Origin of the sequence: Micromonospora sp. NPDC047187 (assembly GCF_040643355.1) — a bacterium.
Classification (GTDB): domain Bacteria; phylum Actinomycetota; class Actinomycetes; order Mycobacteriales; family Micromonosporaceae; genus Micromonospora; species Micromonospora salmantinae.
Genome location: NZ_JBEYUF010000001.1, coordinates 95,330 through 116,656 on the forward strand (window position 1 = coordinate 95,330; position 21,327 = coordinate 116,656).

General features: G+C 70.7%; 13 protein-coding genes and 1 tRNA gene. 3 read left to right on the forward strand and 11 right to left on the reverse strand.

Annotated features, from left to right (window positions below):
• Positions 1-11: 11 nt before the first annotated feature.
• The 5 genes from ABZ794_RS00425 to ABZ794_RS00445 all read right to left on the reverse strand — a co-directional run bounded on the left by ABZ794_RS00425 (position 12) and on the right by ABZ794_RS00445 (position 10,327).
• On the reverse strand, positions 12-2,369 hold the full coding sequence (locus ABZ794_RS00425; RefSeq protein ID WP_238688265.1) for a transglutaminase domain-containing protein: 2,358 nt from the start codon (positions 2,367-2,369) through the stop codon (positions 12-14).
• Positions 2,363-3,562 carry a DUF58 domain-containing protein gene (locus tag ABZ794_RS00430; protein ID WP_238688266.1) on the reverse strand — a complete coding sequence of 400 codons (1,200 nt, stop codon included), beginning with the start codon at positions 3,560-3,562 and terminating at the stop codon, positions 2,363-2,365. The genes ABZ794_RS00425 and ABZ794_RS00430 overlap by 7 nt, the downstream gene beginning before the upstream one ends.
• A 14-nt stretch (positions 3,563-3,576) precedes the next feature.
• A complete protein-coding gene (locus ABZ794_RS00435; protein WP_357513437.1) occupies positions 3,577-4,572 on the reverse strand; it encodes a MoxR family ATPase in 996 nt (331 codons plus the stop codon).
• A 28-nt stretch (positions 4,573-4,600) separates the two neighbouring features.
• Positions 4,601-7,222, reverse strand: a complete 2,622-nt coding sequence (locus ABZ794_RS00440) for a fibronectin type III domain-containing protein (protein WP_357513439.1) — start codon at positions 7,220-7,222, stop codon at positions 4,601-4,603.
• Positions 7,223-7,414: 192 nt separating this feature from the next.
• Complete coding sequence (locus ABZ794_RS00445; RefSeq protein WP_357513441.1) at positions 7,415-10,327, reverse strand: tetratricopeptide repeat protein; 2,913 nt, start codon at positions 10,325-10,327, stop codon at positions 7,415-7,417.
• A gap of 232 nt (positions 10,328-10,559) precedes the next feature.
• Between ABZ794_RS00445 and ABZ794_RS00450 the strand changes: the two genes are divergently transcribed.
• Positions 10,560-10,643, forward strand: a tRNA-Leu gene (locus ABZ794_RS00450).
• Here the strand turns inward: ABZ794_RS00450 and ABZ794_RS00455 are convergent.
• The 3 genes from ABZ794_RS00455 to ABZ794_RS00465 all read right to left on the reverse strand — a co-directional run bounded on the left by ABZ794_RS00455 (position 10,625) and on the right by ABZ794_RS00465 (position 15,107).
• Positions 10,625-12,307, reverse strand: coding sequence for a recombinase family protein (locus tag ABZ794_RS00455; RefSeq protein ID WP_357513443.1), 1,683 nt, complete (start codon positions 12,305-12,307; stop codon positions 10,625-10,627). The two genes, ABZ794_RS00450 and ABZ794_RS00455, sit on opposite strands and share 19 nt — an antisense overlap.
• Complete coding sequence (locus ABZ794_RS00460) at positions 12,304-12,570, reverse strand: hypothetical protein (RefSeq protein WP_357513445.1); 267 nt, start codon at positions 12,568-12,570, stop codon at positions 12,304-12,306. The genes ABZ794_RS00455 and ABZ794_RS00460 overlap by 4 nt, the downstream gene beginning before the upstream one ends.
• Positions 12,571-13,604: 1,034 nt before the next feature.
• A complete protein-coding gene (locus ABZ794_RS00465; RefSeq protein ID WP_357513447.1) occupies positions 13,605-15,107 on the reverse strand; it encodes an SEC-C domain-containing protein in 1,503 nt (500 codons plus the stop codon).
• A 518-nt stretch (positions 15,108-15,625) separates the two neighbouring features.
• Here ABZ794_RS00465 and ABZ794_RS00470 point away from each other — a divergent pair.
• Both ABZ794_RS00470 and ABZ794_RS00475 read left to right on the forward strand, forming a co-directional pair.
• Complete coding sequence (locus ABZ794_RS00470) at positions 15,626-17,497, forward strand: AAA family ATPase (protein ID WP_357513449.1); 1,872 nt, start codon at positions 15,626-15,628, stop codon at positions 17,495-17,497.
• The gene (locus tag ABZ794_RS00475; RefSeq protein WP_357513451.1) at positions 17,494-19,212 is read left to right on the forward strand and encodes a UvrD-helicase domain-containing protein; all 1,719 of its coding nucleotides are present in this window, start codon (positions 17,494-17,496) and stop codon (positions 19,210-19,212) included. The genes ABZ794_RS00470 and ABZ794_RS00475 overlap by 4 nt, the downstream gene beginning before the upstream one ends.
• 190 nt (positions 19,213-19,402) lie before the next feature.
• Here the strand turns inward: ABZ794_RS00475 and ABZ794_RS00480 are convergent, their stop codons facing one another.
• The 3 genes from ABZ794_RS00480 to ABZ794_RS00490 all read right to left on the reverse strand — a co-directional run bounded on the left by ABZ794_RS00480 (position 19,403) and on the right by ABZ794_RS00490 (position 21,316).
• Positions 19,403-19,771 carry a phosphotransferase gene (locus ABZ794_RS00480; protein ID WP_357513453.1) on the reverse strand — a complete coding sequence of 123 codons (369 nt, stop codon included), beginning with the start codon at positions 19,769-19,771 and terminating at the stop codon, positions 19,403-19,405.
• Positions 19,768-20,196: a hypothetical protein gene (locus tag ABZ794_RS00485; protein ID WP_357513455.1), complete on the reverse strand. Its 429-nt coding sequence runs from the start codon at positions 20,194-20,196 to the stop codon at positions 19,768-19,770. The genes ABZ794_RS00480 and ABZ794_RS00485 overlap by 4 nt, the downstream gene beginning before the upstream one ends.
• A gap of 463 nt (positions 20,197-20,659) precedes the next feature.
• Positions 20,660-21,316, reverse strand: a complete 657-nt coding sequence (locus ABZ794_RS00490) for a GNAT family N-acetyltransferase (protein ID WP_357513456.1) — start codon at positions 21,314-21,316, stop codon at positions 20,660-20,662.
• Positions 21,317-21,327 lie beyond the last annotated feature (11 nt).

Sequence of the window (21,327 nt, forward strand, 5' to 3'; positions counted from 1 at the left end):
AAAGCTCTTGATCAACGCGGGGAACGGCGGGCGCGGCGCAGGGGAGTGGGGTGCACGGACCAGAGGAGGCGGCGCCACCAGGGGCGGGCGGAGCGCAGGGTGGACACATAGGCGGTGGCCACTTCGGCGGCGCGAGCCGCCTGTTCGGGCGTGGCGGCGCCGGGGGCGAAGCCGACCTGATTGAGCAGGGCCGCCAACTCGTCGACGGCCGGGCTGGACGCGTCTGCCGCCGCCGTGCCGCCGGTGGACGCGACGGCGTCCGAGTTGGCGGTCGTGTCGTCGCCGATCGTGGCCGCTCGGGCGTCGGCGAGGGTCTGGCGGGCGTGCCCGGCGACCTCGGTGGCGGCCAGGTCGTCCCCGACCGGTCTTCCGGCCAGCCGGAGCGCGTCGGTGACCTCCCGCCAGGCGCCGGCGATGCGCTGGCCGGGGTCGCCGCGCACGAGTCGGCTGCGGGTGAGGGATCGGCGCATCGCCAGCAGGGTGAGCAGGAGTGCCCCCACCACCAGCAGCAGGCCGCCGCTGCCGCCGGCGACCAGCACCGGGGTGGAGACCCCGTCCGAGCCTGGCGGGGCGTCGGCGGCGGTCGCCGGTTCCGGTGCGGCGCTGGGCTCCGCGGTTGGTGCCGGCGCCTCCGACGGCGGCGGGTCCTCCGGCGTCGGGCGGAAATCCTCCTCCACCGGTCGCGGCTCGTCGTTGGGGCGGGGTAGCGGGTCGAAGGCGACCCAGCCCAGCCCGTCGAAGAGCACCTCCGGCCAGGCGTACGCGTCACCGGCCAGCACCGGCCCCTGCCCGCTGGTCCGGAAGCCCACCACCACCCGCGTGGGCAGCCCGGAGAGCCGGCCGAGGACCGCGAAGGCCGCCGCGAACTGCTCCGAGGTGCCTTCCTGCCCGCCGCCGTTGCGGGGCCCGAACAGGAAGAAACCCAGATTCGGGTACGCGTGCCCGCTCGGGGCGTCCGCCACCACCCGGTAGTGCTCGGCCAGGAACTGCTCGATCGCCGACGCCCGCGCGTACGGCGCGCCGTTCTCCTCGGCGAGTTGGGTGGCCAGCCGGCGCATCGGGTCGGGCACCCCGTCGGCGACCCGCAGCACCCGGGCCACCTCGTCGCCGGCGGGCACGTTCGCGCTGGCCAACAGGTTCTGGTCGGGGCGTTCCTCGGCGGAGGTCACCGTGTACCGCAGCCCTGGCGTCAGTCCCTCCGGCCGGATCAGCGTCCCGCTCGCCGGGTCGTACGCCACCCGAGCCCCACTGACCTCCCGGGGTGTCGCCACTGCGGGCAGCAGCCGGCCGCTCAACTCGGCCACGCTGATCTGCTGCCGGACCGTCCGCACCGTGCTGTCGCGGGCCGCTGTCGCGGCGGGCAGGATCCGCCCGGCGTTGCGGTACGTCGCGCCGACGCGCCAGGTCACCCCGTCGTAGTCGCTGAGCACCGCCAACCGGATCCGCACACTGCGCGCGGTGTCCGCCGCCGGGTCGGCCTCGGGCGGTGCGTCGGCGGGCGGCGCGTCGAGGCGTTGCGTGCTCACGTCGAGGAGCTTCTGCTCCGGGTGCAGCGCCCAGCCGGAGATCCGGATCAACGGGTTCTCGTCGAGCGTCTGCACCTGCGGCGGTTCCACGTACCGGCGCGGGTCCACCGGCCGGCCGTCGACCTGCTGCGCGACGACCGGGCCGAGCAACGCCACCAGCCCGACCACCAGTGCCACCCCGAGCGCCGCGCTGGTGGCCAGCCGCAGTCGCACCGCGGCGCGTACCCGGGGGGTCAGCTCGGCGGTCGGATCGCCGCCGCCTGCGGCGGTCCGGGTGGGGGTCGCCAGGCCGAGGGCCGCGACCGCGACGAACGCCAGCGTCGACCCCAGTGCCGGTTCGGCGTTCGGGCCGACCACGTAGAGGGCGGCGGCGTAGAGCCCCGCCGCCGGCAGGTAACCCAGCAGCACCCGGCCGGTGCGCAGCGCCACCTCCGCGCCGGTCAGCCCGGCCAGCCAGGCCGCGACGACCGGCACCAGCACCGTGTCCGGGGTGGGCTCCACCGGGATCATCGCGGTGAGCAGCCGGGGGATGCCGTTGCGGGCGGCGTCCGCGGTGACCTCCAGCAGGTCGCCCGGCAACTCGGCGCGGGTGGCTGCCAGCCGCAGCGACCACAGTGTCCAGCCGGCCATCGCGGCCACCGACACCGGCGCCACCAGCCAGGACGGCAGCCGCCGGGCGGCCACGCTGACCAGCACCGAACCCGCCGCCGCGCCGACGACCAGCCAGGTCAGCAGACCACCGGCGTACACCCGGCCGAGCACCACCCCGGCGAGCGCCGTCAGCCCGATCAGCGCCAGCGGAAGGACCGACGCTCGCAGCACCCGCACGGCGACCGTCACCACCGGCGTACCCCGTCCCACTCGGCGGCGAACTGAGCGCCGTCCGCAGCGTCGACGATTACCAGGCCGGCGGTGCCCGGCGGCGTCGGCTCGGCCGCGCCGAACACCCCGACCACCACCGACGGGTACGCCCCGCGCAGCGCCCCGACGTGCCCCAGCTCGTCGCGGCCCCCCGGCCCGGTCAGGAAGATCAACGTGTCGCCGAGCCGGTCCTGCCGCAGCCTGGTGGTGGCCGCCCGCACCGCGTCATCGTCGGCGGACAGGTCGGCGGCGGCGAGCCGGTCCAGCGGCCCGAGCGGGCCGTCGGCCTCGCCGTCGGGCCCCGTGACCTGCGCCGGCTCCGCCGGCCTTGTCGGCTCCGCCGGTTCCGCGGCGGCCACCAGCAACAGCACGGGCAGGTCGGCGCGGTGCGCGGCGGTGACGACCGACGCGGCCGCCTCGCAGGCCGACTCGAACGACTCCGCCACCCCGCCGACCCGCTGCGGGTGCGCGGCGACGCGGTTGTCCAGCAGGACGACCAGGCGCGGCAGGCTGGTGTCCACGTTCTCCCGCACCATCAGCTCACCCACCCTGGCGCTGGTGCGCCAGTGCACCCGGCGCAGCTCGTCGCCGACCACGTACTCCCGCAGCGAGTCGAACGTGATCGACCCGTGCGGGACACCGTCCACCCGGCCGTCCAGGCTGCGCCCCGCGCCTCGGGGCACCGCCGTCAGCGGATGGATGCGGGGGTGCACCCAGACCGGCACCGCAGCGCCGTACGGGCGGGCCAGCGCCACCAACCCCAGCGGGTCGCGTCGGGTCACCCGCAGCGGACCGACCGGCACCACCCCACGACGGTCGGTCGGCACGTCGTAGCGGACCTCGGTGTCCCGACCGGGCCGCAGGCGCAGCACCGGCACCGGCACGGCCCGCTGCCCGCACCGGTCCTCGGCCAGCAGGTTCGCCGAGCGCAGCCGCCCAGTGTTGCGCACTGTCAGCGTCATGCTCGCCGGCTCGCCGCGCGCCACCCGGTCCGGGTCGGCGCGGCGGGTCACCGTCAGCCGGGGCCGCCAGGCCGCGACCAGCGCGGCGTAGCCGACGGCCGCGCCGGCCGCCGCGCCGAGCAACGTCAACTCGGGGTACGCGAACCGGAAACCCACCCCCAACAGCACCACGGCGGCGACGAGCAGCCCGACCCCACGGGCGGTGATCCCCATCGCGCTGCTGCCGGTCAGCCCTGCACCGGAGCGGGTTGCCCCGACGGCAGCGGCACCGGCACCGAGGCGACGGCCTGACGCAGCACCTCCGCAGGGGTCATCCCGCGCACCTGGGCGTCCGGGGTGAGCAGCAGCCGGTGCGCGAACACCGCCTCGACGAGCGCCTTCAGATCCTCCGGCATGATCCAGCCCCGCCCGTCGATCAGCGCGTACGCGCACGCCGCACGGGTCAACGCGATCACGCCCCGGGGGCTGACCCCGACGCGTACCTGCGGGTGGGTGCGGGTGGCCGCGGCCAACCGGACCGCGTACGCGTAGAGCGGCTCGGCGATGTGCACCCGGAGGGCCATCCGGACCATCTCGCCGACGGTGGCGGTGTCGGTGACCGGGGCGAGCGCCTCGGGGGACCGCACTGTCGCGCCGCGCAGCACCTCGACCTCGACTGCCTCGTCCGGGTACCCGACGGAGAGCTTCACCAGGAAACGGTCCAACTGCGCCTCAGGCAGCCGGTAGGTGCCGTCCATCTCCACCGGGTTCTGGGTGGCGACCACCAGGAACGGCGACGGCACCGGGTGCCGGACCCCGTCCACAGTGACAGTGCGTTCCTCCATCACCTCGAGCAGCGCCGACTGGGTCTTCGGCGACGCCCGGTTGATCTCGTCGGCGATGACGATGTTGGCGAAGACCGGCCCCGGATGGAACTCGAAGTCCCGGGTCGCCTGGTTGAAGATCGTCACGCCGGACACGTCCGAGGGGAGCAGGTCGGGGGTGAACTGGATGCGCCGCCACTCACCCTTCACAGTGGCGGCGACGGCCCGTGCCAGGGTCGTCTTACCGACCCCGGGCACGTCCTCCAGCAGCACGTGACCCTGGGCGAAGAGCGCGGTCAGTGCCAGCCGCACCACCTGCGGCTTGCCGAGCACCACAGCGTTGACGTTCTCGGCCAGCCGGGCGGCCAGGGCGGCGAAGCCCTGCACCTCCGGCTGGGTGAGCGGCTCGTGGGTGTTCACGGTCGGTGGTGCTCCTCGCCTGGTGTCCTCAGCAGGTGGGCAGGACGTTGATGTTGTCGCCGCCCTCCAGGTTGAGCCAGGCCCAGGGGATGTAGTTCTTCCCCTCGTAGTTCACCTGCACCCACCAGGTGCTGCGCTTGTCATTGTTGTAGATGTAGGCGTAGACCTCTTCGCCCGACTTCTTGCAGTACGCCTGCAAGCGTCGGCCGTTGGGCACCCAGCCGGCCTGCCGGTCGTTGTCCTGCCGAGTGACCTCGAAGATCTCGTTACCGTTGCGCTCACCGGGAATCTCCCGGGTGCAGTAGCTCGCCTCCGGGCCCGACGCGCCGTTGCGGCAGGTCGCGATCCCGTACAGCGGCTGCGTCTTCTGGGCCCGCGTCGCGGTGCCCTTACCGGCGGCGTTGCTCGCCGTCACCGTGAACGTGTAGTCGGTGCCCGGGGTCAGGCCCGTCATCGTGATGCTGGAGCACGCCCCGGCCTTCGGCGTCTGGCCCGGCCTGCTCAGCGTGCAGGTGGCCTGACCGCCACCGGCGTCCACCGTGAACGTGACGGTCGCCCCGGTGGCCGTCGACGACGAGCCGGTCACCGTGACCCGTGGCTCGGCCACCGTGCGGGCGGTGGCGGTGGCCTCCGGGCCCGGCCCCGCCTCGTTGACCGCCTTCACCTTCACCGTGACGTTCTGGCCGTTGCCCAGCCCGGTGACGGTCGTGCGGGTGTCGGTCACCTCGCTGACCCGCCCACCGACGTCCACCAGGTACTTCGTCACCGGCCGACCGTTGGCTTCGGCCGGCGCCCACTGCACCATCACCGCGCCCGGCTGGTTGGCGACCGTGCCGGCGCGCAGGTTGAGCGGCCGACCGGGCGCCGCGAAGGGCACCACAGTGTTGCTGACCGGGGACGCCGCCGACCCGGCGCCCTTGCTGTTGACCGCCACCACTGTGAACGCGTACTGGGTGCCGAACTCCAACTCACCGGCGGGCACCACCAGCTCCGTCTTGGTCGACTCGCCGGCCGGCGCGTTCGTCCCCGCCGAACTGGCCGTCACCGCGTACCTCGCGATGGTGTTGCCCTGCCCGTTCGCCGCCGGCCACTTGACCAGGACCGTGCCGTCCGGTCGCTCCTGCGCGATGACGCTCGCCGGTGGATCGGGGACCGCGGCGGTCGGGGTCACCGGGTTGCTGTTGCGCGGCGGGCCGTCGCCCTTGGCGTTGACGGCGTGCACCGCGAAGCGGTACGTCTCGCCGTTGGTCAGGCCCTTGACCTCCACCGCACGCTGATTGGCGCCCACCTCCAGGCGCTGCCCGGCGCCCTGCACCACGTACTTGATGATCTCGGCGCCGTTGGCGGCGGCCGGGCGCCAACTCACCCGCGCCTGGGCGTTACCGGCGGCGGCGGTGACGCTGCGCGGCGCACTCGGCTTGCCCACCCGCGGCTTCTTCGGCGGAGGCGGCGGCGGGGGAACCGGCGGCGGGTCACCGCCGAGCACGTCGTTGGCGTACTTGTTGACCTCGCGCACCTGGTGCTTGTCGTCCACCACCCGGGCGGTCGCCGAGTCGGGGGAGTTGATGAACAGGTGGTTCTCCCGGACCTCCAGCTCCAGCGGCCCGTTGGCCCGCCCACGGATGGTCTCGACCAGCTGACCCGCCGCGTCGAAGGAGTAGATGGTGCCGGTGGCCTCGTCGGCGCAGTAGAACCGATTCGCCCAGGCCACCGCCGGCCTGAGCCGATCCCCCTCACCCGGCACGGTGAACCCGCTCTCCTGCCCACCGTCACCCACCAGCAGCACCCGCCGGTCGGCGGTCACCGTGACCGGCACCCGTGGGCCGCTGGTGCGCGCGGGCAGCGCCGCCGGGCCGGACAGCGTCAGCGCCGTCGGGTGCACCTCACCGTGCTGCACCCGCACCAGCTTCCCGGCCGTCCGGTCGAGCACCGCCACCCCGTCGTCCAGGGTGGAGACCACCAGCTCGTGGCTGGCGTCGGCGACGTCGTACGACTCGACCCGCTGCGGGCTGAGCCCGGCACCCGCGGCCGACGCCGGCGCGGACGGCAGCTTGGCGGCGGTGATCGCCGAGACGGTGCCCTGGCTGGGCACCGCGATCCAGAGTCGACCCTTACCGTCGAAGGTGCCGCCGGTGATGCCCGGCGGATAGCGCACCGGCTCGCCGACCGGGGTCAACGATCGTGGGTCGAGCTGCCGGACGATGCCCTGCACGGCGTCGACGACGAACGCCGCGTCCTCGTGCAGGGCGACACTCACGCCCAGGCCGGGGGTGGTCCGGGTGGTCGCGCTGAGCTGGAGGGTGGCCAGATCCAGAGAGCTGACCTGCCCGGTCTGCAGGTCCCGCAGGATCAGCAGCCGGTCGGTCTGGGTGATCTGCATCGGATGCTGCCGGGCACCGGGGATCTCGGTGCGGGTGTCCACCCGGGCGGTGACCCCGTTGACCCGGGCCAGCTCGCTGCGCGCCGCGCTCCACAGCCAGGAACTCGCGTCGTAGTTGGCCACCGCGTTGTCCGCCGCGCCCAACCCGAGGACGGTCAACCCCATGGCCGCCAACAGCGCGGCCACCGTGCCGACGGTCACCAGCCCGCCGCGCAGCCGGGACCGGGAGCGGGGGGCCTCGGTCTGTACGGCGTCGTCGATGCTGGCCACAGCCGGCTGCCTCCCTGAGTCGTGGCAGGTGGCGCGCCTTCCGGCGACCCCTCCCCTGAGCCGGGTGCCATCATATGGCGCTGGTGGTGGCGGGGGAACCCGCACCGTCACCCCTGTGGATACCGAGAGTGTGCGTTGTGGACCTCCAGCTCAGCCCGGTTCCCGCTCGACTCCACGTGGTTTCGGCTCGGCTCAGCGCGGCGACGCTCGGCCGGACGGCTCCCCGCTCGACGTGGCTTCGCGTTCCCGCGCGGTGCAAACCTGCCCGGAAGTCGCAAAGCTGTCAGTGGAGTAGACCGCCAACACGGTGAAACAGTGATCCACTCGGGAGTTCAACCCGTTGACCGTGTAGCTGGTCCGGCCCGGGTCCACGGTGGCGATCACGCCCAGGGCCTGCCCGGCCCTGCCCGCGGCGACCATGAACGGCACCGCGCCGCCGGTCGGGTCGGTCCAGGTCAACGTGATCGTGGCCGAATCGTCGCGCAGCTCCAGGTCGCCCGGCGGAAGCCCGGCTACCGTCGGTGCCGCCGCCGTCGGCGCGGTCCCGGTCGGCGGCGGGTCGTCGCGGGTCAACATCACCGCACCCAGGCCCGCCACCGCCACGACGGCCACCCCGGCCGCCACTACCGCGCCGATCAGCGCCGCCCGGTTGCGGCCCGTCGACCCACCGTCATCGGCGTACGCCGGCCGGTACGCGTCCGGCGCCGGGTGGTACTGCTGGCCCGGGTACGGCGCCTGGTGCTGGTCCTGGGTCGGGTACGGCGCCTGAGGCGGCTGGTGGTGGTACTGCTGGCCCGGTGGCGGTGCGGCCGGCGGTGCCAGCGCCGGGTCGGCGCTGACGGCCGGTGACCAGGCCGGCTGCGCAGCGGGGCTCGGCTCCGCGGTAATCGGGCTTGCCTGAGTGTTGCTCTGGTTTGTCTGGGCGGCCGCGGGGTGCGTCTGCGCCGCGGTGACGTGCGTGTGCGCGGCGGTGGGGTTCGTCTGCGGGGCCGTCGGGGTGGGCTGGGCGCTGGCGGGCCAGCCCAGATTGGCCTCGACCGCACCCCGGCCGCCCTGCGCCGGAACGGACGGCAACACCACGGTCTGGTCGGACAGCGCGCCACGGGCCCGCTGCGTCGGCACCACCGGGGCGTCGAGGATGCCCAGCCCGGAGTCACCGTCCGCACCGGTGCCACCCGCGTCCATCATGGTCTGCCCGGCGGGCGTGTCTCTCCCAGCGGTGACGGCCTGCGCAGCCGCCGTGGTCTGCGCAGCCGCCGTGGTCTGCGTAGGCGTCGTGGTTCGCGTAGGCGTCGTGGTCTGGGCGGCGGAGTCGGCACCTGGAGTTGGCAGGGGCTGCGGTGGGGCACTGCTGCTCCAGGGCGGTGCGGTCAACCCCCAGGGCGGTACGGGTGGTGCGCTCACCGGAGGGGCAGAGACGGGTGGTCCGTAGGGCGGCCCCGAGACGGGCGGCCCGAAACCGGGCGGCGCGGACACCGGGTAGGTGTGGCCGGGTGGCCCCGACACGGGTTGGCCGTAGCCGGGTGGTCCGGACACCGGGTAGCTGTGCCCCGGTGGTGCGGAGACGGGTTGGCCGTAGCCGGGTGGTCCGGACACCGGGTAGGTGTGCCCGGGTGGTGCGGAGACGGGTTGGCCGTAGCCGGGTGGTCCGGACACCGGGTAGCTGTGCCCGGGTGGTGCGGAGACGGGTTGGCCGTGGCCGGGTGGTCCGGAGACCGGGTATGGCTGGGCCGGTGGTCCCGAAACCGGGTACGGCTGGCTGGGGGGCGCGGAGATCGGAGGCGGAGTCACCGGCGGGGCGCTGATGGGCTGGGCCGGTGGGCCGCTCACCGGGTACGCCGGCCCCGGGTGGCCAACGGTCGGGGAATGCCCGCCCGATGATGTCGCCTCGGCGCCGGACACATTGTGCGATTCGCTCGGCGCGGTTGGTCGGGCGGCGGCTCGGGCGGCCTCCTCGGCGAGCAGCGGCTCGATCTGTCGTACCTGGATGGTGGGGTTGTCCCAGTGAGGTTCCGGCACCCCCGGCACCGCCGGCGGAGCGGTCGATGCCGGGGCGGTTGGGGTCGACATCGTGGGCGGCACGTCGACCGCCGGCGGGGTGGCGTGGCCACCAACCCGTTGACGTGGTGCCACGACCGGCCCGGACGGCGGTCGGTCTGGTGACCGCTGCCCGGTCGGCGTCGTCGGCGGGCCTCCATCCCTCGGTCGGAGCATCGGACCCACCGCTGGCCGGGACGGTCCAGACGCCTGCTCGTCGAGGCGTTGACGGGGTGGCATCGCATTCGCCGGCGGTGGCGCGTCGGCGCGCGGGCGGGGCGGCGTCGCAGGTCTGGGTGCGGCCGTCGGCGGGCCGGGCTGCGCTGGCGCGAACGAGGAAGCTGCCGGCTGAACGGGCGCCGCCCGAGGGGCTGGGACCGGCGCCGGGGTGACGTCGCGAGGCGACGTGGGTGTGGCTGGTGCGCGTACCGCTGGCGAAGTTTTTTGGGGTGTGGCCGGCGGTTGCGGCGCCCACTGTGAGACGGCGGGCGGCGGGCTACCGGCGGAGGGCCGCATCGCGGCGAGGGTCGCCAGCGACAGGGTCGGGCCGGAGAGCGCCGACCGGGCGCCGGGCTCGGTCACCGGGCCGACCGGGGCCGGGCCGGGCGTCGGCGCGGGGTGCTGCTCGCCCGGCGTCGACGGGGGTGGGCCGAGGTAGTCGCGGGCTGCGCGTACCGCCGGGTGGTTCTCCCCCAGTGCGGCGGGCCCGGCGGTGGCGACGCGGGTGTAGTTGCGGCGGGCCTCGTGTCGGTTGCCGAGCTCCTCCGCCACCTCGGCAAGCTCGAAGGCGAGCGCGAGCATCAGCGGGTCGGAGTGCTCCCAGCGGCGCTCGCCCGCCGCGAACGCCTCCTCCAACAACCGGCGGGCGGCGAGCGGGTCGTCCCCCTCCCGGTGCAGCCGGGCCAGCAGGTGCGCGGTGTGCAGCACCTCGGGATGGTCGTCACCGTACGGCGGGGGAGCGGATTCGACGGCCTCCGCGAGCAGTTGCCGGGCGGCGCTGAGGTCGCCCGCGGCGCGTAGGGCGAGGGCTCGGTGCTGGGCGGCTGCCAGGGGGGAGGGATGGGACACATGGCAATGCTGCCGTCACAGGGCCGCCGGACGCTACCCGGACACGCCTCGACGGTGTGTCGGTGTGGCCGTTTTGAGGCGGCTTGAGCAGCGGCAGGATCGCCGGGGGAGAGGCGCCGGAAGGCGATGTGCATGATCCACGAGCGGCGTGTACAGTAACTCCCCGTGCGGCCCGCTGTGCCGACCACCGGATGAAAGATCATCTGGTCGGCGAGGTAGGCTGAACGTGTAGGTCCGGGTGGCGGAATGGCAGACGCGCTAGCTTGAGGTGCTAGTACCCGTATAGGGTGTGGGGGTTCAAGTCCCCCCTCGGACACGAACCATTACCCCACGGTGCGCGCTGAGATCGATTGCAGCGCGCACCGTTTGCGTTTCGGGCTGGTAGTTCAGCCGGAGACCGAGTTGCCGGTAGACCTCGGCCTTGTCGGCTGGGTCGGCGTCGCGGAGCACGGTGGTGATGTCACCGAGCGCGGTCACCAGGGTCGTGATCTCTGCTCGGCTCATCCTGCGCGGGGCGGTGCCCGCGATTGTGCGTAGATCTGCTTCCGCGCGGGCGCGTTCGGCCTGGGTCTGCGCGATCCAGCCGGTGACCACGGCTGGGTCGGCTCCAGCGTCGAGGGCGGCCCGGTAGCGCTCTAACTTGGCGTCGCACTCGGTGATGATTGTCTGGGCTGCTGTGCCTGTTGCGGCCGGATGATCTAAGGGCTGGGCTTCGGTCATCGCGGTGATCGTTGTTTCGATGTGGTGGGGTGCGAAGGCGGAGGCCAGCCAGGTGTCGATCGGGTCGGTGAGGGCGTCCTCGCGCAGGTACACGTTGCTCGGATGCTCAACTTGGTTGGCGAGGGCGTATTCCTGCGGGAAGCGGCAGCGGTAGTAGGCGTCGCCGTGGTTGTACTGGCCCTGCATTCGTCGGTCGCAGGCGGCGCAGTAGATCATGCCCCGGAAGACGTACGGGTTGCGGGTGCGCTGCCGGACGTGTTGTCCGCCGGTTCCCCGTCCGCGTCGTTGCAGTATCGCTTGGGCCTGCTCGAAGGTCGCGTCGTCGATGAGTGGCTCATGGGTGATGTCCTTGGAGACCACCCATTTGTCGCGGGCGTTCCAGCGCATGACGCCGGTGTGACCCATTGCCACGTCGTCGACGTCGAGCAGTACTTCGTCCGTGCGTTGCTTGTTCCACACCTGCCGCCCGGTGTAGCGGGGGTTGGTGAGGATGACGCGGACGGCGCTCTTGGACCAGGCGATGCCGCTGCGGTGCCGGTTGCGGGCGCGGTCGTGGGCTGATGGGCAGGGCACGTGATTTGCGGTGAGTCCCTCGGCGATGGCGAACATGCCGATACCGGCGAGGAACTCGGTGAAGATCTGCCGGACGATCGGCGCGGTCTGCTCGTCAGGAATGAGCCCCTTGAGGTGTTTGCCGTCGGCGGCCTTCGAAGGGTTGGGGTGGGGTCCGAGGTCGCGGAGTGTGTAGCCGTAGGGCGGGCGTCCGCCGAGGTATCGGCCCTCGAGGAGGGTCTGGGCAGCCATGGCGGTGCGTACGCGGAGTTTGATCCGGTTGCGTTCGCCCTTGCTCATGCCGCCGAAGACGGACATGACCAGTTCGTGGGCCTCGTTGTCGGGGTCGATCGGGCCGCCGATCTCGGGCACCCAAAGTTCGACGCCGTAGTGGGCGAACAGCGGCACAGTGAGACCGAACTGATTGCCGTAAAAGGCGCGGTGGGGTTCGCCGACCACGACGGCGGAGAACCCGCGCCGTGGATCGCGCAGCGCCGCGAGAAGGAGACTGGCCTGGACCCTGCGTTGCCAGGGGAGGGAGCGGCTCTGGCCGACGTCGAAATATTCCGTGACGACGCGTCCACCGTGGGGCTGGATGAGTGTGGTTGCCCGGGTGAGTTGCCAGCTCCGGGACGATTCGGGGTCCTGGTTGTCCTCCGTCGACACACGGCCGTAGAAGGCGAAGGGTTTCGGTTGAGCGGTGGTCATCGGTTCTCCTGGTTCGAGTTGTCCGTGCGGCTGTCGTTCACGTGCCTGAGTAGCTTCAGTAGGGCGGCAGCGGGGCCGGGGTGCAGCTCGGGTGGCTGAACGGGCGCCGCCACGCTGGTGACCCCGGACGTTGCGCCGCCGTCGACGGTCTCGACCGTCCATGAACCGCTGTCTTCGCTGGGCTGGTCAAGTCGCTCGTCGGAGGGCGCGGTCGAATTCGGCTCTTTGCGTTGTTGAGATTGATGGCCGGGCCGCAGCGTCATGCGCCTCCGTCCGGCGGTCGCCCCGGCCGAGACCTGCGGCGGTGGGCGTGCATTGTTCGCTCCTTGGCCGCAGCCACCTCAATGTGACAGGGGACGGCCCGTAGGGCGATGCCAGCATCGGCTTCGTGGGTGGGCGGGATCGTGGCGCTGTAGCTTGATGCGCCGGTGACTCGCGCCGTGGCAGGTGGGTGGGTTGTCATGGGAGATGTCCTTCGGAAGTTGGTCGTGTACCGGTTGCTCCGGCGGGCATGAAGAAGCGGCCGGTGCCGTCGGGCATCGGCCGCTCGTTGAGTAGTGCGGGCGTTACGTCTCTGCGGTCGTCAGGCCGGTTGGGAGTCTCTTAGATGGGGCAAGCGCACGATGGCGCGGCTTACTGCGCGTCCGGGTGGCCCAGTATTGCTGTGAAGAGCGCTTCGTTCACCGCAGAGTGCTCCGCGGTTCTGAGCAGCGGTCGACGGCGCTCGGGCTGGTAGGGGAGTGTGCGCAGGCCAAGACGGTAAGGAGCCGTTGGTTGGCGCCGCCTTGCAACTGGGAACGGATTGGGTGCAGGTTGGCGAAGAGGCCACCGCGCTCGAAGTGTTCATCGACGCCGGACAGAGACGAGGGCTTGAACTGCGGTGATGAGGTCAAGCGGTGCGGCGTGACCTCCCAGCGACGTGCGAAGTGGTCATTTCTCGCTGCTCCCAACATGCCTAGCGCAGCCCGGCATGTCGGGCCGCCGAGCCATGGCCCAAATCAAACGAGCGACCCCCGGCCGGGATTACTGCCAGCGCAAACGAGCCGCAGGCAACATCCACAAGGAGGCCGTGCGCTGCCGGACCGGCGCCTGTCCGACGTCGTCTACCGCAACATGATCAAAGACACGGAGACCTCTCGGCTGCCAACGCCTTGACAAAGAGAGGTGCCGTTAGATCCACCTCCCAGAGCGTCAGGTACGGGTCTAGCCCTGTCGGGTACGCCGACGGACGGCATCGGCCAGTTCCACCTGCTTGCCCGGGGAGGGGGGCACCAGTTGCTGCACGCCGCCGGGGCGGTCACCGCCGAGGTCGAGTGGTCCGGTTGGCCAGGTAGAACAGGTAGGCAGCCTCGCGTCGTCGCGTCGCTCTGTCAGCCAAGTTTGGGAGAAGCCCACCGACTGCGCTGAGGACACCACCGACGATGGCGGCGGTACCGCCCGCCGCACCCAGCGCGATGGCTCCGAGTCCTGCGAGGGTGGGGGCAATGACTTTCCAGCGGCGCTCGGTGCGGACGGCGTGTTGAAGTTTTCGGCTTGCGTGGGCGAGTTCGTCGCCGAGCCCGGTGAGGGCGTCAGCTCCGGTGCCGAGGTCACGGGCTCCGCGCAGAGCGTTGCGGACCTTCTGGCGAAGATCCTCGACGGCTTCATCTTCAGCGGCAGCGCGTGCCAGGGTGGCGGGATCGGCGCCGGGCAGGATGGGGATGTCAGCCCAGACCGCGGAGTGAATCGGCTGATCGGGCAGTGCACCCTTGCGGGCAAGGAGCCGAGCCCGGAAGGGTGAGGTGGTGAGGTAATCGGCGGCGAAGACCTTACCGGCGATGAGTCGTTCGTTGGCGTGCCTGAGGTATTCGCCAACGGCCTTGTCTAGGTTCTGCTGCTTCCAAGGTTCGTAGTCGTGGGCGGGGTCGTATGCGGCGAGGAGCCTCGCCGTAAACGCACCCCTGCGGTCGGGCTGCTCGTCGAGGACTAGACGCCGGGACAGAAGCCACATCTGCGGTGAGTCGAAGTCATCGATCGCGCTGATGAACATGGCTTCGCGGGCGGTGGGGCCTTCGACGATGAGTTGGCTGCGAACCCAGTCCGTGAGATCGCGGCGCCGCAGGTCGCCTTGGGTCATCGCGTCGACGGCACCGGCTCGCGCGGCGATGCCGAGCGCTTCGGGGACGGGCACGACGATGCCGGCTTCTATGAGCGGACGCAGGCGGCGCTGTTCAGCAATCGCATCACGGACCGCGTCGTCGTCCTGGTCGGCGATGAGGGCGGCGAAGACCCGGTCGGGGACGCAGACATGATCGGCGAACAGCAGAGTTTGACCCACGAACCGGTCAGCATCGACCTCGTCGTTCCAGAGGATCGTCGGCGGAGGGTCGGGCTGAAGGCTTAGTTCAGCAAGAGCTTGAGAAACAGCAACGGCGATATCAGCGACGCCATCGGCGAGGGCATCGCGGTCGTGCGCCGTGTGATCGAAAACCTCGAAGCGGTGTTTACCGAGAACCGGTAGCGGTTGCGTGGTGAACCTGGGTGCGTCGAGGAGCACCTGAACAGCGGCATCGATGTCGATAGGGCGGCTCTGGGGCCGCCCGAGCGGCAGGACCAGGGGGACGCCTGCGCCCGGTTGCCGCAGGGCGCCGCGAGCCATCGAGGTGGTCGGTGACAGCCAGACGCGGTCTTCGTCGTCGGGGTGGACGATCGGTTGACCGGGTGCAGACGGAGGGTGTTGCCATCCGTGGCAGGCCTTGTACTTGCGGGGGGCGCCGCACCAGCAGGGGTCATTGCGCCCGAAGTCTTTGAGCGGATCCATCGAGTTCAGTGTTGCAAAAGAGGTCAAGCTTGAGACTCGGTACCGAGATCTACGCCTTGCTGTTGGCCCGGATCTCGACTTCGAGACCTCTTCAGCAGGGAGCCGACTCTGGGCGGACGCGGTGGATAAGTAGGGCGGGGACGGTGTTGCAAGACAAACCTCGACGTCGTAGACCGCTTGTCGGCGCAGCCGGGTTCCCACAAGTCAGCCCGCGGTGAGCCACCAGGGTTCAACCGGTGGCGGGGTGTCGACGTCCATGTGTTGTCCCGCCAGCGGGATGGCGAGGCGGACTTGTTGTACTTGGCGGTTTGCCAGGTGCGCTCGGGGGTTCGGCCCGGGCTGCGCCGTCGCCGCTCGGCTGCCTGCCGTTGCCTGTGTGTCGGCGAGACGTCAGACGGATCGTTGCCGGCAGGTGGCGGAGTACGGCTCGTGCGTCCGGTGCCGGGATCGGACCTGATGTCCGACGTCCATGATCGGGCTCGCTGCGATCATGGACGTTCGTACTCGTAGGGACGGTCATGTTCGTTTCCAACATCACGATCAGGAACTTTCGGTCGTGCCGGCAGGTCAGCGTCCGGCTGCGGCCCGAGGTCACTGTCCTGGCCGGTGAAAACAACGCGGGCAAGACGACGGTGATCGACAGTCTGCGCCAGCTGACCGATGCTCTCGACGGACGGCGCGGCCCGGCACTGACCGACGGTGACATGTTCGACGGTGCCGGCCCGGACGATCAAGTGCAGCTGCGGGCCGTTCTGTCCGACATCGACCCGGACCATGCCGGCGCCTACCTGTCGGCGTTTCTTCCCGGCGCGACCGCCGACGGCAAACGCTCGGCGGCGTGGGCCTTGACCTACACCCGGCCGCCGCTGGGGCGCCGTCGCGGCACGACGACGTGGCAGGTCGGCGAGGACAAGGAATCGCCTAGCGAGCCGTCGCTGCGCACCGCGATCCGGCACGTGCACCTGCCCGCGCTGCGCGATGCCGTCCGCGACCTCGGCGTCGCCGGCGGCACCCGGATCCGGGTGATGCTGGAGGCGCTGCTCGGCGGCCAGGACAAGGTCGACGCCTTCGTCGACCGTGCCGCCGGGCACTTCACTGCACTCGCACAGGACGAGGCGGTTCAAGCCGTCGGTTCGGCAGTCAGCGGCTCACTCGGGGCGATCACCTCCGGGGCACACCGTCAGCAGGCCGGTCTCACGGTGACGGATGCCAACCTGGCGTCGATCTCGCGGGCACTGCGGATGCTGCTCGGCGACGCGGAACTGCCGCTGACCGCGTCGATCGACAACTCCGGGCTGGGCTACGCGAACGCGCTGTACATCGCCACCGTCCTGGCCGAACTCGAGACCGCCCGCGAGTCCGACCTGACCCTGCTGCTGATCGAGGAGCCGGAAGCCCATCTGCACCCGCAGTTGCAGACCCTGCTGCTGCGCTACCTCAAACGGCGGGCGGCAGCCTCCCGGCAGCGTATGGGCACTGATCCGTCCCAGCCCGCCGGGCACATCCAGGTCGTGCTGACCACCCACTCACCGGTGCTGTCCGCGGCGGTCAGTGTCGAGGATCTCGTCGTGATGACCCGCGGCCCGCTCACAGAAACCACCGGATGGCAGGCCCAGGCCGTGGCGGTCGCCGACCTGGGCCTCAGGATCAAGCAGATCAAACAGCTCGACCGGTTCCTCGACGTCACCAAGAACGCGCTGCTCTACGCGGCACGGATCATCCTGGTCGAGGGCCCGTCCGAGGCGCTGCTGCTACCGGCCCTCGGCGACCTGGTGCTGGCCGCGCCAGCCAGCGCCGACGAACCGCACCTCCAGGCCGTGCAGGAGGCCATGGACCGCTTCCACGGCGCGACAATCGTCCTCGCCGACGGCGTGGGATTCGGCGCTTACCTCAAGGTGCTGCTGACCGCCGTCAACGGTGCCCGGATCGGCCAGCGGATCGCGGTGATCACCGACTCCGACAAGGCGGGGAACGACGAACCGAAGCGGGTCATCGACGCTCGCGCGGAGGCCACACGACTCGGGGCCGGGCCTGAGGTCATCGAGTGGTTCGTCGCACCGCGCACCCTCGAGCCGACCCTCATGTGCCCACAAAACGAGGAACTGCTGCACCAGGCGTTCCTAGAGTGTGCGCCCAAGTCCGAGCACCGGTGGGCGCCAATCGCTGCCGCTCCCGTAGACCAGCGGCCGGAGATGTTTCGGATGTTGTTCATCTCCAGCTACGACAATGCGGCAGCTGAAGGCTCGGCCATCTCCAAGCCGGAGTTCGCTCACGCCCTGGCCGACCGGCTGGTTCCCGGATGCGGGTTCGTTGTGCCCGACAACCTTTCCGACGGTATTCGCTACATCGCCGAGGCTTCCCCTCCGATCTGGCCAACGAGCGCCCAATGACGACGGCGTTCGAGCAGGCGGTCGCGGCGCAGGATCAGGCGATCACCGCGAAGTCGCCGCTGTTCGTCCGAGCCTGCCCCGGCGCCGGGAAAACCTACGTGATCGTCTCCCGGCACCTGCGCGGACCTGCGGTCACGCTGCGCCGCGGGCGGGCGCTGCTGTCGTTCACCCGGGCCGCGGCGACCCAGATGCGTCGCCGCTGCCACCGCGACGGCCGGCCCGACGCAACTGCCTTCCCCCACTACATTGGCACCCTGGACGCCTTCATCTGGGATGCCCTGGTGACACCGAACCTGCCGTCGAACCAGCCGTTGCAACTGATCGACAGCTGGGACCGGGTGCAGGCCGAAGTGAAACTCGACCGGCAGATTCCGCTGAACGGATTCACGTTCGTGCGGGACCCGCGCACCGGCCAGGAGTTCATCCGGCAAGACCTGCTCGCCCAGGAACACACCCTGCTGATCAATGGCAGCAACTACGGGTGGGACCGGTGGGCGCAGGAGGCGTTCACCGTCCGCAACGCCCACTACCAGGACGGATACATCACCGGGCATGAGAGCCGGCTGCTGGCGCTGAAGTACCTCGCCGACGGGGAGAGCGTCACCGGTCCGCTGCGCTCACGGTTCGCCGAGATCGTCGTTGACGAGGCGCAGGACTGCTCGGTGGCCGACCTGGAAATCATGACGGCACTGCACCGCGTCGGGATCCCGCTGGTCATCGTCGCCGACCCAGACCAGATGATCTACAACTGGCGCAACGCCGAACTCGGGGTACTGCGGGCTCTGGCGGCCGAGCTCGGGCAGACCGTCGAGCTAGCTGGGAACTGGCGCAGCTCCCGGACGGTCTGCCAGGCCGCCGCGACCCTGCGCTCCGGTGCCCGCCCGCCGGACTTCGCGGTCCGGCCGCCGCAGCTCGAGCCGCCGTTGATCCTGCTGCCGACCCGGTTCCCGAGAGGCGGCACAGCGAAGCACGTCCAGAGCGGTCGGCCAGCCATCGACGTGTTCCTCGATCACGCCCAGGCCAACGGCATCGAGGCAGCGGACTGCCTGATCACCGCGCACAGCCGGACCTACCTGCCCACCAAGAACCGGCGCCCGTCCGGGAACAAAGCCACCATGCTTGGCCACGCCCGGCACGTTGTGCGTTCCGGGACCGCTGATGAGGCCCTCGTCGACGACGCATGCCGGCTCGCCGCCAGAATGCTGCTGCGGTACTGGTACCCGGACACTCCCGCCCGCGGCAGTGTCGAAGCACGCTGCACTGCGGCCGGTGTGGAGTTCACCGGCATCATTCGGCGCGCGTACCGATTCCTGTACGGGTTGCCCGAGCTGCACGCAGGCTGGATCGCCGACGTGAACGCCGAACTCAAGAACGCGCCGCAGCCGCCGGGCGCGCGACCGAGCCGCGGCACCGGCCGGCTCAGCGGTAAATCACCGACGCCACGTGCCGCAGACGCTGCAACGGCGTCGTTTCGCTGCGACAATATTCATCAGGTCAAAGGCGACGAACATCCCGCTGTCATGCTGCTCATACCCGACAACGACACGAGTAGCCGCTGGATCAACGGCGACCCGGACACCGGCGAATCCCTACGCGGCTGGTACGTCGCGGTCACCCGGGCACAGCGCCTGATCACGATCGCCGTTCAGCCCGAACAGATCGAGGCGCTCACCGAGTTCCTGACCGCCCGGCAGGTCGCGACCCTCATCGGATAAGTACTCGCCAGACATGTCGGCGGCACTTCCATCCAGTCCCGATTGGGAGCAGCGCGGCTGGTTCTCGGTTCGGGCCGCCATGGACCTGTCCGGTTGAGTGACTTGATGTGCGGTCCGGAGCGGGCCTGCTGGCTAGTTGAGGAGTTGGGCTGACCGTTGCCGGTGCCGCGCGGCGAGAGGGTGGCCTCGGTTATGGCTCATGGGTTGTCTGGCGGTCGTAGGTCCGATGGTTGGCCCATGCGCCGGTCCACATTTCGAGGTCGTGTACCCAGAGCTCGGCGCTCTGCCGGGACCTGACGGCCCACTTTGTTGCGTTCTTTGACGCGAAGTGGTCCAGGACTTGACGGTCAGTCGCTGTCCATGCGGGAAGCTGGGTTAGCCACTCTTCTGCCTGTTGCGCGCTGTGGCCGCTGCCGATCAGCCACTGGACGAGCAGCGCGAGTTCGACCCATGCGGCGGCCTTGGTTGCCCACGCCCAGTCGACGATCCGTAGGCCGAGTGGCGTCACGATCAAGTTGGCTGGGTTGAGGTCGGAGTGGATAAGTGTCTCGCCATTCATCGCCGGGTGCGCGAACCCGAGCCGGGCTGCCGGGGTGAACCACATCTCGCCAGGCGCAGGTGTCTCTTGAAGTGCAGCGCGGCGAGGAGCAGATCGAGGTCCCTACTGCCGGGTGACAGGTCGGGGTGGGGACCGGCAAGATGTTCGGTCCCCACCACCAGCCAGCCATCGGATTCGAACTGCCACAGGACCGCGGGCGGGTGTCGATCGATGGCTTGGGTGGCCGCGAGTTCGTAGCGCAGCGACCGACCGCTCAGCTCGCCGGAGGCAGCCTTGACGAAGATCCGCCCGGCGGGTCCGGTCACCGTCGAGGCGATCTCGGCGTGGTTGCCACTGGAAGCCGAGGTGACGTCAAAGGTTCCGCCGACCCGTTCGGCGATCCCTGCCGTGACTCTCTCCGGCAGAGCGGTCCAGTCGCTACGCATCGGGTCTCTTCTCTGCTAGGTGCCCGGCTGAGGCGGATTCGGCGGACAGCAGGACTCGGCCTCGCCATCCCAGAATTCCATGTCGACCCGGTAGCCGGTCGCGTGCAGCGCCGCGAGTGTGTAGGTGATGGCGGTGCCGTCCTGCAAGGCTCGGTCCGGATCGGCCGGTGGTGCACGTAGTGGCCCCCGATCTCCTTCCAGGCGACGGTGTAGGGCTCGCTGATCTGCAGGGCGGTATGCCAGACAGCCGCACACAGCAGCGATGGTGACCACGCCGCCGACTATCTCAACCAGGCGGCCGCCGCCGATAAGGCGCGGCGATCGTGAACGTGCTCCGCAATCGGCCGATGTGGCTGCGGGAACCCTCGCTGGTTCCCACCAAAGCACTGGGCTGGCAGCTCACGATGGGAGGTGGGGGGAGTCGTCGTCCTTTCTGTCGTCGGTTGGCCTGCGGATCGCATGCTCAGGGAACTGGATGGAATGGCGCGGGTTCGTTGGCTTGTGGTGGGACTGGTTTTGGTAGGCCAGGGGTGTGATGGCGCGGGTCTCGGCGCATGGTGCGCAGGGTTGGGCCTTCGGGCAGGTTGATGGTCGGTTGTGGTGTATAGCCGTGGCGGATGTGCATGTTCTGGGCGTCGGTGGTGGTGCTGGTCCAGGACAGGAGGTTCACGTGGTCGAGTCGGCTGCGGTGGTGGTTGAGCAAGGCTGTGCCGCGTCCGGAGCTTCTGGCTGTGGGTTGTACGGCCAGGAACGCGAGGTGGTAATGGGGTTCGGTGGGTCGTTCCTTGGCGAGCAGTCGGTCGAGGAGGTCGAAGCGGTCGGCGTGGGGGCCTGCGGCGTCGCTGAGGCGGGTGGGGTAGTTCGCGGGGGGTGGGATGGGCCGGTATCGGTGGAAGCCGACGGTGGCGGCGGTGGCGTCGTCGGTGAGGTAGATGTCGCCGTAGAACATGGCGTGTTCGATCCAGATGGCGAGGACGTCGGTGAGGATCCGGCGCCGTGGGCTTGGGTCGGGGATTAGCCATGTGGCGAGAGGGCTGGGATTGAGGGCGTCGGAGATGAGTGCGGCGACGTGGTCTTTGTCTGCCCAGCGGGCGGCGCGGATGCGCGGGACAGTGTCCATGGCATTTCCCT

What these genes read in the sequence shown, in the direction of transcription:
- ABZ794_RS00475 (WP_357513451.1), top strand. Translation starts at nt 17,494, where the DNA reads ATGACGACGGCGTTCGAGCAGGCGGTCGCGGCGCAGGATCAGGCGATC.
- ABZ794_RS00460 (WP_357513445.1), bottom strand. Translation starts at nt 12,570, where the DNA reads ATGACGCTGCGGCCCGGCCATCAATCTCAACAACGCAAAGAGCCGAAT.
- ABZ794_RS00485 (WP_357513455.1), bottom strand. Translation starts at nt 20,196, where the DNA reads ATGCGTAGCGACTGGACCGCTCTGCCGGAGAGAGTCACGGCAGGGATC.
- ABZ794_RS00490 (WP_357513456.1), bottom strand. Translation starts at nt 21,316, where the DNA reads ATGGACACTGTCCCGCGCATCCGCGCCGCCCGCTGGGCAGACAAAGAC.
- ABZ794_RS00470 (WP_357513449.1), top strand. Translation starts at nt 15,626, where the DNA reads ATGTTCGTTTCCAACATCACGATCAGGAACTTTCGGTCGTGCCGGCAG.
- ABZ794_RS00465 (WP_357513447.1), bottom strand. Translation starts at nt 15,107, where the DNA reads ATGGATCCGCTCAAAGACTTCGGGCGCAATGACCCCTGCTGGTGCGGC.
- ABZ794_RS00480 (WP_357513453.1), bottom strand. Translation starts at nt 19,771, where the DNA reads ATGAATGGCGAGACACTTATCCACTCCGACCTCAACCCAGCCAACTTG.
- ABZ794_RS00430 (WP_238688266.1), bottom strand. Translation starts at nt 3,562, where the DNA reads ATGGGGATCACCGCCCGTGGGGTCGGGCTGCTCGTCGCCGCCGTGGTG.
- ABZ794_RS00455 (WP_357513443.1), bottom strand. Translation starts at nt 12,307, where the DNA reads ATGACCACCGCTCAACCGAAACCCTTCGCCTTCTACGGCCGTGTGTCG.